The organism is Nocardia pneumoniae NBRC 100136, assembly GCF_000308755.1.
Lineage (GTDB): Bacteria > Actinomycetota > Actinomycetes > Mycobacteriales > Mycobacteriaceae > Nocardia > Nocardia pneumoniae.
Window position 1 is genome coordinate 73,913 of sequence record NZ_BAGF01000069.1, and the last position, 15,044, is coordinate 88,956.

The following is a 15,044-nucleotide window of genomic DNA, read 5'->3' on the forward strand; positions in this document are numbered from 1 at the left end:
ATTCGGCCGGTCGAGTTCCGCGCCCACTTGTGAAACACAGCGTAGTCGCGGTCCACCGCAGCAGACCCTTCCCTCCGAACGGCCAAATGATCCCAGCTGGCATGGAGTCGGTGCAGGACAGAGGCCCGTAAACGAGCGCAGGCCGTCAGCCGCCCGTGATGCCGGTGGAAAGTTTGACCACGACCTTGTCGTTGCTGACTTCCTGCACCGTAACGGTGCGCCCCTCCGCGGACTGGGTTTCCCCGACCGGAACGGTGACCTCCTGACCGCCCACCGATAGCGTGACCAGATTGCCGTTCACCGCCACGAGTTTCGCCTCGATGCCCAGGATGCTGGCTTTGGCGTCCACACCGCGGGCGAACGTGACCGTGCAACCACTCACCGCGCAGTCGGTCTTCGTGCCCTGCCCTTCCGCCGTGCAGGCCGCCCCGAGCGCGGCCGACAAGATGAACAGGGACACAGCGACGAGCCGACGAACAGACACGCGACGAGTGTAGAGGCAACGGGCAACGCCGTCCGGCATCTGGCCGTAATCCCTTGCGAGGTCCGTCAGCCGCGTCTGCCGCGCAAGTAGTCGCTCACCACGGCGGCGCCCAAACCGTCGAGGTCCGGTGCGACGACGCGGCCGCCGCTGCGGCGGGCCATCAGGTCGACGAACGCGGCCAGCCTCTGGTTGTCGCCGAGCATGAACACCGTTACCGACGCGCCCAGTTTGGCCAAGGCGTCGACCTGGGCCATCGTCGCGGCCAGGGTGCGCGACTCGGGCGGCCAGTTGAAGTACGCCTCGCCGTCCGGCTCCAGATGGGCCGTGGGCTCGCCGTCGGTGACGACGAGCACGACGGGCACGGCGTCCGGATGCCTGCGCAGGTGCGCCGCGGCGAGCAGCAGTGCGTGGTGCAGATTGGTGCCTTGCTCCCACACCCCTTCCAGCGCGGTCAGTTCCCCGATGTCGACCGTCGTGGCATACCGGCCGAACGTGATCACGCTCAGCGCGTCGGAACGAAACCGGGTGCCGATCAAGTGGTGCAGGGCGAGGGCGGTGCGCTTCATCGGCACCCATCTGCCGTCCTGCACCATCGACCAGGACGTGTCGACGCACAGCGCCACCGCCGCCCTCGATCGCTGCTCGGTTTCCATGATCTCCACGTCGGAAACGTCCAGCGCCACTCGGCGACTGCCCGCCGACGCCGAGCGCAGCACGGCGTTGCGCACGGTCCTCGGCACGTCCCACGGTTCGGTGTCGCCGAAGCGCCACGCTCGCGCCGCACCGGTCGGCTCACCGGCCGCACCGGCCAAGGCCGTGTCCCGCTCGCCGCGCCGAGACCGCAACCGCCCGACGACATCTCGCAGCGCCACCTCGCCGAGTCGTCGTAAAGCCTTGGGCGTCAATCGGAGCGAGCCGTCTTGCGCGCGTTCGAACAGACCTTGCCCGCGCAGTTCCCGCTCCAGCTCGGCGAGTCGGCCCGCGTCCACCCTTGCCTCGTCGCCGAGATGACGGGCCAAGGCGTCCAGGTCGATGTCTTCCAACCTGGCACCGGGGTAGGACTGGGCGAGCTGCTCGGCGAGCGCGTCCAGTTCGGCGAGGTCCTGCAGGGCCTGCGCGCCCGCACCGAGCCCCAACGGGTCCTCGCCGCGGAACCGCCGCCCGGAGACCCAGTCCTCCCCTGGACGCAACGCCCGCAGATTCGCGTCCAGCGCGGCGACCTGCTCGGCGATCCTCGGGTCGCCGAACGCCTGGCCGATCAGCTCGGTCAGCTCCGCCCGCTGCTGCTCGGACATCGAGTTCATCATGCGTTGCGCGGCGGCGGCGCGGGCGGCGAGCGCGTCGATCAGTTCCTCGGTGTCGCGCGGGTTCTCGGGGAAGAAGTCGCCGTGCTCGGCCATGAAATCGGCGAACCGCCGCTCGGTGTTCTCGCCTCGCGCATGGGCCGCGAGCAGGTCGTTGAGGTCGGCCATCATGCGTCCGACCCGCTCGACGTCCTCGGGCGTGGTGTTCCGCAGCGCCTGCTTCATGCCCTGGAAACGGGATTCCAGCAGTTCCCTGCCGAGCAGGTCGCGGATCTTCTGGTAGTTCTCCCGGCCGGTTTCCGATCGCCATGGGTAGTCGGCGAGTTCGTTGACGGCGGCGGCCGTGCTGGACGGCAATGCGTCCAGCTGGGCTTCGGCGAACCTGGCGTCATCGGATGGATCGGGGAACAGGGCGCCGCGCTCGGCGTCCAATGCCTCGTTCAGCAATTCGCGGACCTGCTGCAACGTTCCGTCCAGCCGGTGCCGCCGGGAGATCTCCGACCGGCGCTGCCACACCCGGCGGGTCAGTTCCTCCAGCCCGGGCATCGTGCTGGTGCCGCGCCGCAACAGCTCCTGCAATGCGCTGCGCGGCGAACTGCCCTCCATCACGTCGCGTCCGATCCGGTCCAGCGCCTCGCGCAGATCCAGCGGAGGCGCCAGCGGATCGGGCCCGTCGTGATAGGGCCCGTAGGAGTAGCGATCGGCGGAGGTCACGATGCCTCGCTGGGAGTGGTCATCGCCCGTACACCGCCATGCCGTCGTCGGAGTCCTTGGCGATCTGGCGGGCCAGATACAGGGCCTCCAAAGCGAATTCGACGGCCGAGGCGATGCGCGGCGGCGGATCGGTGGCTGCGACGCCGAGCCGGCCTGCGACCTCGTGCAGGACGGGTAGCTCGGGCAACGCGGACAGGACCTCCTCGCCGGGCACGCGTTCACCGGTGGTGACCAGGTGACCGTCGCCGACCGCCTCGGCCAACGGCCGCAGATTCAGTCCGCCGAGCAGCGCCCGCGCGGTCTCGGCGAACGAGCGACGCAGCAGATGCGTGAGATGTTCCTGCTCCCGGCCCTCTTCGCCGGACTCGAACTCCAGCTTGCCGCGCAACACCGCGGGCACCGATTCCAAGTCGACGGGACGGGCGACGGCGGGTCGCTCGCCGGTCACCGCGGATCTGCGCAGCGCGGCGGCGGCCACCGTCTCGGCCGCGGCGACCGCGAACCGCGCGGACACTCCGGACCGCTGGTCGATCGCGGACGATTCGCGCAGTTGCCGCACGAACCTGGCCAGCACCTCGATCAGTGGATCCCCCACCTCGGCCACCAGGTCGGCCTCTTGACGCACGAGGGCCACCTCGGCCTCCACGCTGAGTGGATAGTGGGTGCGAATCTCCGCGCCGAACCGGTCCTTCAGCGGCGTGATGATCCGGCCGCGGTTGGTGTAGTCCTCCGGGTTGGCGGTCGCGACGAGCAGCACGTCCAGCGGCAGGCGCAGGGTGTAGCCCCGGACCTGGATATCGCGTTCCTCCATCACGTTCAGCAGCGCGACCTGGATGCGTTCGGCGAGGTCGGGCAGCTCGTTGATCGCGACTATGCCGCGATGGGCGCGCGGCACGAGCCCGAAATGGATGGTCTCCGGATCGCCGAGACTGCGTCCCTCGGCCACTTTGACCGGGTCGACGTCACCGATCAGGTCACCGACGGACGTGTCCGGTGTCGCGAGCTTCTCCGCATACCGCTCCGACCGGTGCCGCCACGCGACGGGTAGGTCGTCGCCCAACTCGGCCGCCAGCCGACGCCCTTGCGGGCTGATCGGCTCGAGCGGGTGCTCGCCGAGTTCGGCGCCCGCGATCACCGGCGTCCACTCGTCGAGCAGGCCGACCAGCGTGCGCAGCAGCCGGGTCTTGCCCTGACCGCGCTCCCCCAGCAGCACGACATCGTGCCCGGCCAGCAAAGCGCGCTCCAACTGCGGCACCACGGTCCGGTCGAAGCCGACGATGCCGGGCCACGGCTCGCCGCCGGAACCCAAGAGCGCCAGCAGGTTCTCGCGAATCTCGGTCTTCACCCCACGCGGCAGATAACCGGCCGAGCGCAGCTCGCCCGCGGTCGTGGGCAGGTGTGCGGGAACTTTCACGAATTCGACGCTACGTGCATTCGGCGATCAGGTCGATGTGGAACTTCTCGAGGAAACATGCCCGAAAAAATGTTGACAGCCCGGCTCTGAGCAGCTTCGCCTTGTCCGGACGACCAGGACAGCACCCGGAGCCATGTGATTCGACGCCCGCGGCCACCTTGTTCATAATACGGTCGGACGTATGCTTAGATAACAGTGGGTCGATCGGAAGGACGCTCCATGGAACGTCGGCGCATGTTCGCACTGGCCCAAGCCCTGGCCATTGCGAAGAATCCCAGGTCGACCCGTCGCGCTACTACTTCCGGACGACCCCGCTGTTCGAAACCGGTTCGAGCCGGTACTCCTGGCTCAACGACAGCGTCTGCGTCGGTTCGGGATACGTGGTGGACGGTGGCGTCGCCTACCACGTCGAGCAGGTGCTGTAGCGGCGACTCGCGGCGAGCGATCCGAAGCGGATCACCCGCACACGGGCCTTCGGAAGCTGGTTGAGCTACCGAGCAGTGAGCTCGGGCTCGTCGGCCACGCGCGGTGCGGTCGCGGCGAGGGCGTCGCCGTTTTCGTGCGCGATCGGTCCAGCCGCGATCAGTGCGTCCTGTTCCAGGCGGGCCGCGCGATCGTCGGCCGCGCTCGGTGCGCGGTTCTCGGCGGCACGCGTGGTAATCGACTCCCACGCGTCGCGCGGGATCGATTCACGGTGCGGCACGGCTGTCTCCACACCGGCGACATGCTCGTCTTCCGTCTCAGCGGAATCAGAGACAGTCCGATCATGCGGCACAACGGGGGCACGCTCCGCCGAGTGCTCGGCGGGCATGGGTAACGGCGGGTGCTCGGCGGGCACGGGCGACGCCGAGTGCTCGGCGGGCACGGGCGACGCCGAGTGCTCGGCGTACACAGGCACGGCCGGGTGCTCGGCAGGCGCGGGCTCCCTCAGGTTCTCGGCGGGCACGGGCTCCACCTGCTCGCTGATCCGGATCCGGTGCAGTGTTTTTCGCACCGCCGCCGCCAACCGCGCATCCAGCTCAGCCTCATCCGTACCGCCGTCGGCCGAGGCTTGCGAACCGCTCGGGGCCGCCGCGTGCGGCGGTTCGGCCGCCGGGAGCGGTGTTGTGGCCAGCCACAGCTCAGTGAACTCGGGTGCGGGGGGAGCGGCGGCCGCCGCGTTTTCGGCCTGGACGGTGGGTTGCTCCGCGGTGTTTCGTTCGTGGTCGGCAACGGCAGTGGGAGGCTGTGCTGGTGGAGCCGGGTGCCCCGCGACGTCAGGCTGCCCGGTACCACCGGCAGGCTGCTCGCCAGCGCGGCTAGCGGACGTAGGCGTGAGAATGCTCGGCAGGATTTGGTTGGCGGCTCCGCCGACCTGGGTCAGCGCCGCCAGCCGCTCTTGGAGATCTTCATGGTCGGGTACGGCCGCGGTCGCCTGCTCGATCGCCCGCCCATATCGCTCGGCGATGAGCCGGTGGGTGACGAGCGCGACGCCGATCATGATCGGCGCGATCATATGGATCCCGATGCCGGCCAGGTCACCTACCCGGAAGTAGGGGAACGTGTTCAGCGCGATGCTCGCTGTCAGCAGGACGCCCTCGACGGTGTAGACCTGCCACAGCCGGTCGATCACACCCCACTCGGCAGTATCGGCGGTGGACAACATCAGCGCGACGAGTACCGCGCTGATCAGTGCTTCCAGGCCGTAGGACAGCCAGAACATCGGATTGGTCGCGCCGCCGGTGGGTGCGATGTTCTGCTGCACCGTGACCGCGGAGAACAGCATGGAGAACCCGACCACACCGGCGAGCAGCCCCAGCACACGAGGCTTGCGCTGGTGCAGACGAGCGACTTTCGCGTGCGGACTGCTGCTGTGCCGCTGCTCCCCGATCGCCTGCGCGGCGCGCAGCAGGTCGGCGGCCTCGCGTTCGGCCAGCTCGGCCGCCGTGCGCCGCACCCGCTCCGCGGCATCGGCGGCCGCCTGGATACGCGCACGCTGTTCATGGCGCTCATAGTCACGCACGAGCTCGGCCAACTCGCGCGCCGCGGCGAGCTCGCGCTCGGACAATGCTTCCAGCAGTGCCGGATCGTCCTGGTGCGCCAACCGCTCATGCGCGATCTGCACCCGGTCCGGCAGAGCACCGGCCACCAGATCATCCACAGGCTGCGCCACATCGGGCGCTTGGGTCGTGAAACGACGGAGCATCAGCAAAGAACCTTTCCGACGATCGAGTGTTCCAGACGCAGCGCGCCAGAGCAGCTCCGGCCGTCCACGTCTCTGGCGTCGAACGCGACGACCGCCTCGGCCGAGACCGAAAAGATAACTCGTCATCGAAAACCGTTCGACCCGACGAGCAATCGACTCGCTGTTCGTCCACCGAGCCGGATGTCCGTGACACGGCAGCTCCGGACGCCTCATCGTCGGGCCAGCGGCAGTTGCAGGCCTGGATCGATAATTCCCACGACAGCTTCGAAATCGGCGCGCTGGGCCTGACACCACCAGCGAAACGCTGGTCGGCCGAGCCCAGCAGCCACGAAGCAGATCGCTCAGACGCTCAGAAACGATCCTTGTGTTCGGTTACCCATTCAGCGAAAGTGCGGGCGGGTCGACCGAGTATCCGCTCGAGGGTGCCATCGGGAGTCCGCGCTGCCTCCGGTGGATCGGCGTACCAGCCGACGACGTACTCCGCATCGGTCCGCGATACTCCCTTCTGCTGTAGCCGCTCGATGGCCTGCGCATAGCCGATCTGTTCGAAGGCGAGGTCCCGCCCGATCGCGTCGGCGACCATCGCGACGCGCTCGCTCGTGGTCAGCGCCTGAGGTCCGTTGAGGTTGTAGGCCCGGCCCGCATGCCCGTCCTCGGTCAGGGCGGTCGCGGCCACCGCGCCGAGATCGGCCTCGTGCACAACCGCGCTGGGGAAGTCGAAAGGCTCACGCACCACAGCCTCGGCTCGGATCGAGTCGACCCAGGTGAGTGCGTTGGACATGAACTCCTGCGGCTCTAGCCTGGTCCAGGCCACACCCGATTCCGCCACCGCGGTTTCCGCGGGACCGACGTGCCCGCCCCACAGGATGGTGATGCGCTCGACTCCTGCAGACACCGCCCTGCGGACCAACTCGGGTCCGGTCTCGGCCACACCTGCGGTCACGGTGATGTGCAGCCCGGTAGCACCGTCCAGCGCGGCATCGAGTGTGCCCGGCTCGGTGTGAGTGCCCGCTACCAACTCCGCGCCCGCGGGCAGCAGAGCCGCGGCACGCTGTGGATCGCGGGTCAGCGCACGCACCGATCGCCCCTCCGCAGCAGCTCGGCCACCACGTGCCTTCCGGTGTTTCCCGTTGCGCCCGTTACCAATATCGTCACAGTGAACTCCCTTCCGGCGACGACGCTATGACCTCAACGAACATTGAGGTCAAGCGATATCCACCGGCGCTACGCTTCTGGTGCGAGCAGTACTTGGCGGGGGCCGAATCTGGAAGTGCGGCAGCACTCTCGACGGCGTTCAGGCCGACAAAGCGGAATAGCCGAGTAATCTCCGCGTTCCGCGGCGGCATCCGAAGACTCGAGGGGTCTGTTTGCGCCCTTGCCATCGCCGTGCGTGGTGCATCACCGCTTAGGGAGGAGTTGGTCGTCCACACCGGACGCCAAAGGCAAGAAGACTCCCTCCCACTTTCAACATATAGCGCACCGGGGGTCTTGCGGCAAGACCCCGGTCGTGGCGCAGAATGTCCGGCCGAGGCCAGAACCTGCGGAAATCAGGATTCCTGATCGCGGGTATGCGCCGCCGAACTGTGCGGAGCGGCTGGCCGACAATCAACCTCAGGAATGGGCGGTTCATGTTCGACGTAATCGTTGCCGGCGGTGGACCGACCGGCTTGATGCTGGCCAGCGAGTTGCGGCTGCACGGCGTGCGGGTGCTCGTGCTGGAGAGGCAGGCGGAGCCGACGGGGTTTGTCCGCGCGCTCGGTCTGCATGTGCGCAGCATCGAGGTGATGGCCCAGCGCGGTCTGCTGGAGCGGTTCCTCGAGCACGGCAAGCAGTACCCGCTCGGTGGTTTCTTCGCCGGTATCGAGACACCCTCGCCCGACCGGCTGGACACCGCGCATCCCTATGTCCTCGGCATACCGCAGACCACCACCGATCGCCTGCTGGCCGAGCGCGCCATCGAGGTCGGCGCCGAGATCCGGCGCGGCTGCGAGCTGGTCGGGCTGAGCCAGGACGACCACGGGGTGACCGCTGAGCTGGCCGACGGTACGCGGTTGCGCTCGCGCTACCTCGTTGGCTGCGACGGCGGCCGCAGCACGGTGCGAAAGCTGCTCGGCGTCGGCTTTCCCGGCGAGCCCTCCAGGGTCGAGACGCTGCTGGGCGAGATGGAGGTGGACGTGCCACCGGACACGCTGACTGCGGTGGTGGCCGAAGTCCGCAAGACCCAGAAGCGGTTCGGGCTCGCGCCCTTCGGGGAGGGGGTGTACCGCGTCGTCGTGCCCGCCGAAGGGGTGGCCCAGGACCGCGCGGTTCCGCCCACACTCGAGGAGTTCAAGCAGCAGCTGCGGGCGATCGCCGGCACCGACTTCGGCGTGCACTCACCGCGCTGGCTGTCCCGCTTCGGCGACGCCACCCGGCAGGCCGAGCGCTACCGGGTCGGCCGGGTGCTGCTGGCCGGTGACGCGGCGCACATCCACCCGCCGACCGGCGGGCAGGGGCTCAACCTCGGGGTGCAGGACGCGTTCAACCTGGGCTGGAAACTGGCCGCCGAGGTCAACGGCTGGGCTCCGGAGGGATTGCTGGACAGCTACCACACCGAACGGCACCCGGTAGCCGCCGATGTGCTGAACAACACCCGCGCGCAGATGCAGCTGATGTCCCTCGAGCCGGGCGCCCTGGCAGTGCGCCGGTTGGTGTCGGAACTGATGGACTTCGAGGAGGTGAACCGGTACCTGATCGAGAAGATCACCGCGATCAGTGTCCGCTACGACTTCGGCGCGGGGCATGACCTGCTCGGCCGACGGATGCGGGACGTGGGGCTGAAGCGTGGGCGGCTCTACGAGCTGATGCACGGCGGCCGCGGACTGCTGCTCGACCAGACCGGCCTGCTCTCGGTGGCGGGCTGGGCGGACCGGGTCGACCACGTCGTCGACGTCAGCGAGGAACTGGACGCGCCCGCCGTCCTGCTGCGGCCGGACGGCCACGTGGCGTGGGTCGGTGACGATCAGCAGGATCTCCTCGACCAGCTGCCTCAGTGGTTCGGCGCCGCTGTCGGCTGATTTCGTGGGTGGGCTAACGCGGCGGGGTGCGGTACCGCACCCCGCCGCCCCATGTCCCGGTGGTCGCCCATCCAGCTGATCGCGCTGATCAACGGTTCGCTTGCTGCTCGTACCAGGTGCGCAGCCGTTGCAGAGCGGATAACAGGGTGCCGTCGCCCAATGCCGCCAGGATTGCGCCATCGCAGAAGCGCTCGCCACGGACCACGGCGGTGAGCACGCGGGCGGCATCGGCGACCGGGGCGGTATCCAGGCCCTGACCACCCGGGTAAACGCTCTTGAAGTCCCATTTCATCCAAGGGAAACTCACGATCGCATCTACGCCATGCAGGCTCTCGATCATTCGACGGATCGCATCGCTGTAGTCGGCATACGGCAACGCCAAGGAGCCGTCGGGGTTCTCGAACCGCCAACTGGCCTGGGACTCCGCGTCCTCGGTGCGGACTTCGTCGACGGCGGACCACAGCCGGTGCCATGCTTCCGGCCGTGCGGCGCGGAGGGCGGATTCGATGGCGGGATTGTCGCTCGGGTCGGGATGATAGGGGTCAGCCCGTAGTTCGGCCTCGGATTGCCGCAGCTTGCGGTTGAATTCGTCGAGCTGAGCCTTGATTCGGGCCATCTCGTCCTCGGTGTAGCCGGGTGGAACATGTCCGGAGCTTCTGCCGAGCAACCTCTTCCACGATCCGGCCACGGTTCTTCCTCTAGGTTGATGTGAAATAGACTGTGCCCCAAGTAGTATCAACCCTATTCGGGTTACGCAGACAGCCGCCATCGGGGTCCGATCGGGCAATTCAGAGCTAGCCGGCACGAGAGGCGGCCGCCGGTTGAGCGATTCATGCGACGTGCGATGGAGTTGTTCACCCAAGGCTGGGGTATCGAATTGACCAGCGGAAAAACCGGGCACTATTGCGTGTTGCGCCTGGTGTCGCTACTGTAGGTGCGGTCTCCATCTTGTGGATGTAGGTGACAACTCCCTCCCACAAGAGTCCACATTCACCACGGCGGTCTCGTATGCCGTGTACTCGCACCGTGTTCGGACTGGACGGATTCCAGCCACATCACATCGGTGCGTGCGGCGAGCGTCATTCCAAGCAGGCGGCATTCACGGCCGCATCCCACGAGCTGATCCCCAGGAGTAGAAACCATGCAAGCCAACAGTATTCACACACAAGACAGCGCAGCCGGAGCGAGCCCGACGACGTCGGTCACCGGCATCCTCGACATCACCCACAACCACGCCTCGCTGCTCGTCGACGGCTATCTGCCCGGACCGCGAGACGCACGTGTGCCAGCGCGTTTGGTACGCGAGCACGGACTCCGCCGCGGCGATACCGTCACCGGCACAGTCGGGCACAGACGTGATGGCGCCGAACGCGCACCGCTGGTCCGAGTCGACAGCATCAACGGCCTGCCACCTGGCAATGCCAGAACACGACCGCACTTCTCCGAGTTGGTCCCCATTTATCCGCAGGACCGTCTACGGCTGGAGACCGAACAGCATGAGCTGACCACACGCGCCACCGACCTGGTCATGCCGATCGGCAAGGGACAGCGCGCCTTGGTCGTCGCCCCGCCAAAGGCTGGCAAAACGTCTGTGCTCCAGGCTATTGCGCACGGCATCGCCAAGAATCATCCCGAATGCCAGCTGATGATGGTACTGGTCGGGGAACGCCCGGAAGAGGTCACCGACCTGTCCCGCGCGGTGCCGGCCGAGGTCGCCGCCGCGACCTTCGACCAACCGGCCCTCGAACACATCGCGCTCGCCGAATTGGCCATCGAACACGCCAAACGCCGCGTCGAAGCGGGCCACGACGTCGTCGTGCTGCTGGACTCGCTGACCCGGCTGGCCCGCGCCTACAACCTGGCGGCCGCCGGGTCCGGCCGCATCCTCTCCGGTGGCGTCGACGCCGGGGCACTCGCGCCACCGAAGAAATTCCTCGGCGCCGCTCGCAATATCGAGAACGGCGGCTCCCTCACCATCATCGCCACTGCCCTGGTCGAGACCGGTTCGCTCGCCGATACCGTCATCTTCGAGGAGTACAAGGGAACCGGAAACGCCGAACTGAAGCTCGATCGGCAACTCGCCGACCGCCGCAGGTTCCCCGCGATCGACATCACCCGCTCGAGCACACGCAAAGAGGAACTGCTGCTGTCCACCGATGAGCTAACCGCCACTCACTCCCTGCGAAAGACGCTCTCGGGCCGCGACCCGCATCAAGCGCTGGGACTGCTGCTGACCGGCCTCGGACAGACCGAAACCAACTCCGAATTCCTGACCCAGATCCGCACCGCAGGCTGAGACGGTGTCCTGTCTGCTTCGAGTGGCCCTGTCGACAGCTACACGTTGAAGCGGAACTCGACGACGTCGCCGTCGGCCATGACGTAGTCCTTGCCCTCCATGCGGACCTTGCCTGCGGCCTTGGCGGCGGCCATGGAGCCGGCTTCGACCAAGTCGTTGTAGGCGACGATCTCGGCCTTGATGAAGCCGCGTTCGAAGTCGGTGTGGATGACACCGGCTGCCTTGGGGGCGGTGTCGCCCTGATGGATCGTCCAGGCGCGGGCCTCTTTCGGGCCTGCGGTGAGGTAGGTCTGGAGGCCGAGGGTGTGGAAGCCCGCTCGGGCGAGGGCGTGCAGGCCGGGTTCGGTTTGGCCGATGGATTCGAGGAGTTCGAGGGCGGATTCGTCGTCGAGTTCGAGGAGTTCGGCTTCCACCTTGGCGTCGAGGAATACCGAATCGGCCGGAGCGACGGACGCTTTCAGCTCGGCGACCTTCGCTTCGTCGGTGAGGACCGATTCGTCGGCGTTGAAGACGTAGAGGAACGGCTTGGTGGTGAGCAGGGAGAGCTCTTTGAGGAGTTCGGTGTCCACCTTGTCGCTCGCGGCGAACAGGGTGGTGCCGTTGTTGAGGATCTCCTGGGCGGCCTTGGCGGCGTCGGCGACCGGTTTGCGGTCCTTCTTGACCTTGGCTTCCTTCTCCAGGCGGACGACCGCCTTCTCCAAGGTCTGCAGGTCGGCGAGGATGAGTTCGGTCTCGATCACCTCGATATCGGCGGAGGGGTCGACGCGGCCGTCGACGTGCACCACGTCGTCGTCGGCGAACACGCGCACCACCTGGCAGATGGCGTCGGCCTCGCGGATGTTGGCGAGGAACTTGTTGCCCAGGCCCGCGCCCTCGGAGGCGCCCTTCACGATGCCCGCGATGTCGACGAACGACACGGTGGCGGGCACGATGCGTTCGGAGCCGAAGATCTCGGCGAGCTTGTTCAGCCGCGGGTCGGGCAGCGGAACGACGCCGACGTTGGGCTCGATGGTCGCGAACGGGTAGTTCGCGGCGAGCACGTCGTTCTTGGTCAACGCGTTGAACAGCGTCGACTTTCCGACGTTGGGCAGGCCGACGATTCCGAGGGTGAGACTCACGAGGAACAGAGTCTACGCGGCACGCGAACCCCCCTCCCCGTCAACTCCCCCGAGAGTGGCACATGGTGGAGGGGTCTTCTCGGACTTCACCGCAACCATGTGCCACTCGCGGGGTGTGGTTAGGGGGTTAGGACTACTTTGCCGAGGTTGGCGCGGGTTTCGATGGCGGTGTGGGCTTCGGCGGCGTCTTCGAGGGGGTATTCGGCGTGGATGGCGGGGCGTAGCTGGCCGGAGGCGAAGTATTGCCACAGCTCTTGGCGCCAGTGGTCGTAGGTGTCGGGGCGTTCCCGGGCGATGCGGCCCATCTGGAAGCCGACCACCGATTTCGCGCCGATGAGCAGGTCGTATGCCTGGATGGTGCCGCCGCCGGAGCTGTAGGCGACCAGACGTCCACCGGGAGCCAGGGCGGCGATCGCGGGCGTGAGCAGGTCGCCGCCGACGGCATCGAGGACGTAGTCGACGGGCGCGCCCCAGGACTCCTGGCCGTACCCGACCACGTCGTCGGCGCCGAGCTTCTGCACGAACTCCGCCTTGGCGAGATCCGACACCGCGCCGACCACGCGCGCCGCGCCGCGCACCCGCGCCAGTTGGAGCGCGAGGTGGCCGACGCCGCTCGCGGCGGCGGTGATCAGCGCGGACTCCCCTTCCTTGGGTGACGCCGCGTCGAGCGCACCGAGCGCCACCAGCCCGCTGCGCACCAAGGCGACGGCATCGACAGCGGAGGCTCCGTCGGGGATCGGCGAGGCCATGGCCGCCGAGAGCAGCGCGTAGTCGGCGTAGCCGTGGCCGAACACCAGGCCGGTCACGCGGTAGCCGGGCGCATACCCGTCGACGCCGTCGCCTACCGCGACCACCTCACCGGCGATCTCCCCGCCCAGCGGGATCGGTTCCCGCTGCTCGCGCACCTTCCGCACCACCGGCAGGGTCACCCCGACCGCCTCGACGCGGACCAGGAGCTCGCCCGGCCCTGGCGTCGGGACCTCGACCGAGACGAGCTCGAGCACCTCGGGACCACCGCTGCACTCGTATTGCACCCGCCGCATCGCACCTCCAGAAATCGTTAGAAGGGGCAACGGTAACGCTCGACCGCACTCAACTACACGCTGTAGTGCTGCATCTCACCGTCTCTTGCCATCGGCTGAGAGGTTGCCCACAAATCCTGCGAATCGGGTCGGCGCACCGTCAGCACGACTGGCCCAGGCCGCGAACCAGAGTCCGGCACAAACCGCGAGCGAGTTCGTCCGATGCCGGTTCGGCGTCCGGACCGTACTGGTAGTAGCGAAGAAACGCCGGATGGAAGCAGGTCCCGTCGAGCAAAGACGCGGCGGCGATCACGTCAATGCCGTCCTGCGGCACAGCTCGGCCGATATGGCCGCCGCGGAGCAGGCGGTTCGCGATTCGGCACTCGACTGGACGATCGTCCGCGCGCCGCAGCTCACCGACAACGCGGCGAAGGGCTCATACCGCACGGCGGTCGAGCGCAACGTACTGTTCGGCATCCGCATCACCCGCGACGACCTGGCCACCTGTCTGCTCGACCTGACTGCCGACCAGGCAGCGATCCACAAACATGTCAATGTCGCGAACTGATCGCGCGAGCTTCACGGAGCCGACGTTGCGACAGTAGCGTGACCATATGGAGCCGACCACGGAGGTGGTGACGGCGCGTCCGGCACCCATGCTCGCGGCGTTCATCGACCGCTATCTCGGCTACCGCATGTCCGGGTTCGCCGCGTCGATCCATCGCGGGTTGCCTTCGCGGCATATGACTTTCATCGTGGCCATCGGCCCCACCATTGATGTCGTCGAGCAGACCGATCCGCGTCAGTCCCCGCAGAACTACCGGTGCGTGCTCAGCGGTCTGCAGGCGAGCACCGCGCTGATCGCACACGACGGCTACCAGGAGGGGGTGGCCGTGGCGTTGACGCCGCTGGGCTGTCGAACACTGTTCGGCATGCCCGCCGCCGCGCTGTGGGATACGTCGGTCGAATTCGCCGACGTGGTGGGGCCGGTGGGCGTGCAGCTGTGGGAGCGGTTGCAGCACGCGCCGACCTGGCCGGAACGCTTCGCCGCCTGCGACAGCGTGCTGTCGGCCCTCGCCGATCCCGATCGCGTGGTCGGTCCCGAGCTCACTTGGGCATGGCGCGCGGTGGTCCGTTCCGGCGGCGGGATCGCGGTCGGCCCGCTGGCCGAGGAGATCGGGTGGAGCAGGCAGCATCTCACCCGCCGGTTCAGTCGAGAATTCGGGTTGAGTCCGAAACTGGCGGCCCGGATCACCCGTTTCGAGCGGGCACGCCGGATGCTCGCGCACACCCCATCCTTCATCACGATCGCCCAGGTGGCGGCCGCCTGCGGCTACTACGACCAAGCCCATCTCGATCGCGACTTCGCCGACCTGGCGGGGACCAGCCCGACGGCCTGGCTGGCCGAGGAGGTTCCATCCGTCCAAGCCTCCGACGAGGCCGCCGGATGA

13 protein-coding genes are annotated in these 15,044 nt (G+C 67.7%); 5 read left to right on the forward strand and 8 right to left on the reverse strand.

Going from position 1 to position 15,044, the window contains the following annotated elements:
* Positions 1-145: 145 nt before the first annotated feature.
* The 3 genes from ON34_RS21940 to ON34_RS21950 form a co-directional block, all read right to left on the reverse strand.
* Entirely contained in the window at positions 146-484 is a 339-nt protein-coding gene (locus tag ON34_RS21940; protein WP_040782350.1) for a hypothetical protein, read from the reverse strand.
* Positions 485-549: 65 nt separating this feature from the next.
* Entirely contained in the window at positions 550-2,502 is a 1,953-nt protein-coding gene (locus ON34_RS21945; RefSeq protein ID WP_174372062.1) for a VWA domain-containing protein, read from the reverse strand.
* Between the two features lie 19 nt (positions 2,503-2,521).
* Positions 2,522-3,916 carry an ATP-binding protein gene (locus ON34_RS21950; RefSeq protein ID WP_040782352.1) on the reverse strand — a complete coding sequence of 465 codons (1,395 nt, stop codon included), beginning with the start codon at positions 3,914-3,916 and terminating at the stop codon, positions 2,522-2,524.
* Between the two features lie 35 nt (positions 3,917-3,951).
* Between ON34_RS21950 and ON34_RS38590 the strand changes: the two genes are divergently transcribed.
* Positions 3,952-4,341: a DUF3237 family protein gene (locus ON34_RS38590; protein WP_083889617.1), complete on the forward strand. Its 390-nt coding sequence runs from the start codon at positions 3,952-3,954 to the stop codon at positions 4,339-4,341.
* 65 nt (positions 4,342-4,406) lie between these two features.
* Here ON34_RS38590 and ON34_RS33720 read toward each other — a convergent pair whose 3' ends face one another.
* Positions 4,407-6,101: a hypothetical protein gene (locus ON34_RS33720; protein WP_051022960.1), complete on the reverse strand. Its 1,695-nt coding sequence runs from the start codon at positions 6,099-6,101 to the stop codon at positions 4,407-4,409.
* A gap of 349 nt (positions 6,102-6,450) precedes the next feature.
* Positions 6,451-7,179, reverse strand: a complete 729-nt coding sequence (locus ON34_RS21960; protein WP_245548133.1) for a Rossmann-fold NAD(P)-binding domain-containing protein — start codon at positions 7,177-7,179, stop codon at positions 6,451-6,453.
* 550 nt (positions 7,180-7,729) lie between these two features.
* Between ON34_RS21960 and rox the strand changes: the two genes are divergently transcribed.
* Positions 7,730-9,157, forward strand: a complete 1,428-nt coding sequence (gene rox, locus ON34_RS21965; RefSeq protein WP_040782354.1) for a rifampin monooxygenase — start codon at positions 7,730-7,732, stop codon at positions 9,155-9,157.
* Between the two features lie 88 nt (positions 9,158-9,245).
* On the opposite strand, the gene ON34_RS21970 is transcribed toward rox, so the two are convergent.
* Complete coding sequence (locus ON34_RS21970) at positions 9,246-9,773, reverse strand: DUF6508 domain-containing protein (protein ID WP_040782356.1); 528 nt, start codon at positions 9,771-9,773, stop codon at positions 9,246-9,248.
* Positions 9,774-10,298: 525 nt separating this feature from the next.
* Between ON34_RS21970 and ON34_RS21975 the strand changes: the two genes are divergently transcribed.
* Positions 10,299-11,453, forward strand: a complete 1,155-nt coding sequence (locus ON34_RS21975) for a transcription termination factor Rho, short form (protein WP_051022961.1) — start codon at positions 10,299-10,301, stop codon at positions 11,451-11,453.
* Positions 11,454-11,491: 38 nt separating this feature from the next.
* Here the strand turns inward: ON34_RS21975 and ychF are convergent, their stop codons facing one another.
* Both ychF and ON34_RS21985 read right to left on the reverse strand, forming a co-directional pair.
* Positions 11,492-12,571 (reverse strand): redox-regulated ATPase YchF, encoded by a 1,080-nt coding sequence (gene ychF, locus ON34_RS21980; RefSeq protein WP_040782360.1) that lies wholly within the window; start codon positions 12,569-12,571, stop codon positions 11,492-11,494.
* A 119-nt stretch (positions 12,572-12,690) separates the two neighbouring features.
* On the reverse strand, positions 12,691-13,614 hold the full coding sequence (locus tag ON34_RS21985) for a quinone oxidoreductase family protein (protein ID WP_040782363.1): 924 nt from the start codon (positions 13,612-13,614) through the stop codon (positions 12,691-12,693).
* Between the two features lie 250 nt (positions 13,615-13,864).
* Here ON34_RS21985 and ON34_RS21990 point away from each other — a divergent pair, with 250 nt between their 5' ends.
* On the forward strand, positions 13,865-14,161 hold the full coding sequence (locus ON34_RS21990) for an NAD(P)H-binding protein (protein ID WP_083889619.1): 297 nt from the start codon (positions 13,865-13,867) through the stop codon (positions 14,159-14,161).
* Positions 14,162-14,207: 46 nt separating this feature from the next.
* Positions 14,208-15,044, forward strand: a complete 837-nt coding sequence (locus ON34_RS21995) for an AraC family transcriptional regulator (RefSeq protein ID WP_040782366.1) — start codon at positions 14,208-14,210, stop codon at positions 15,042-15,044.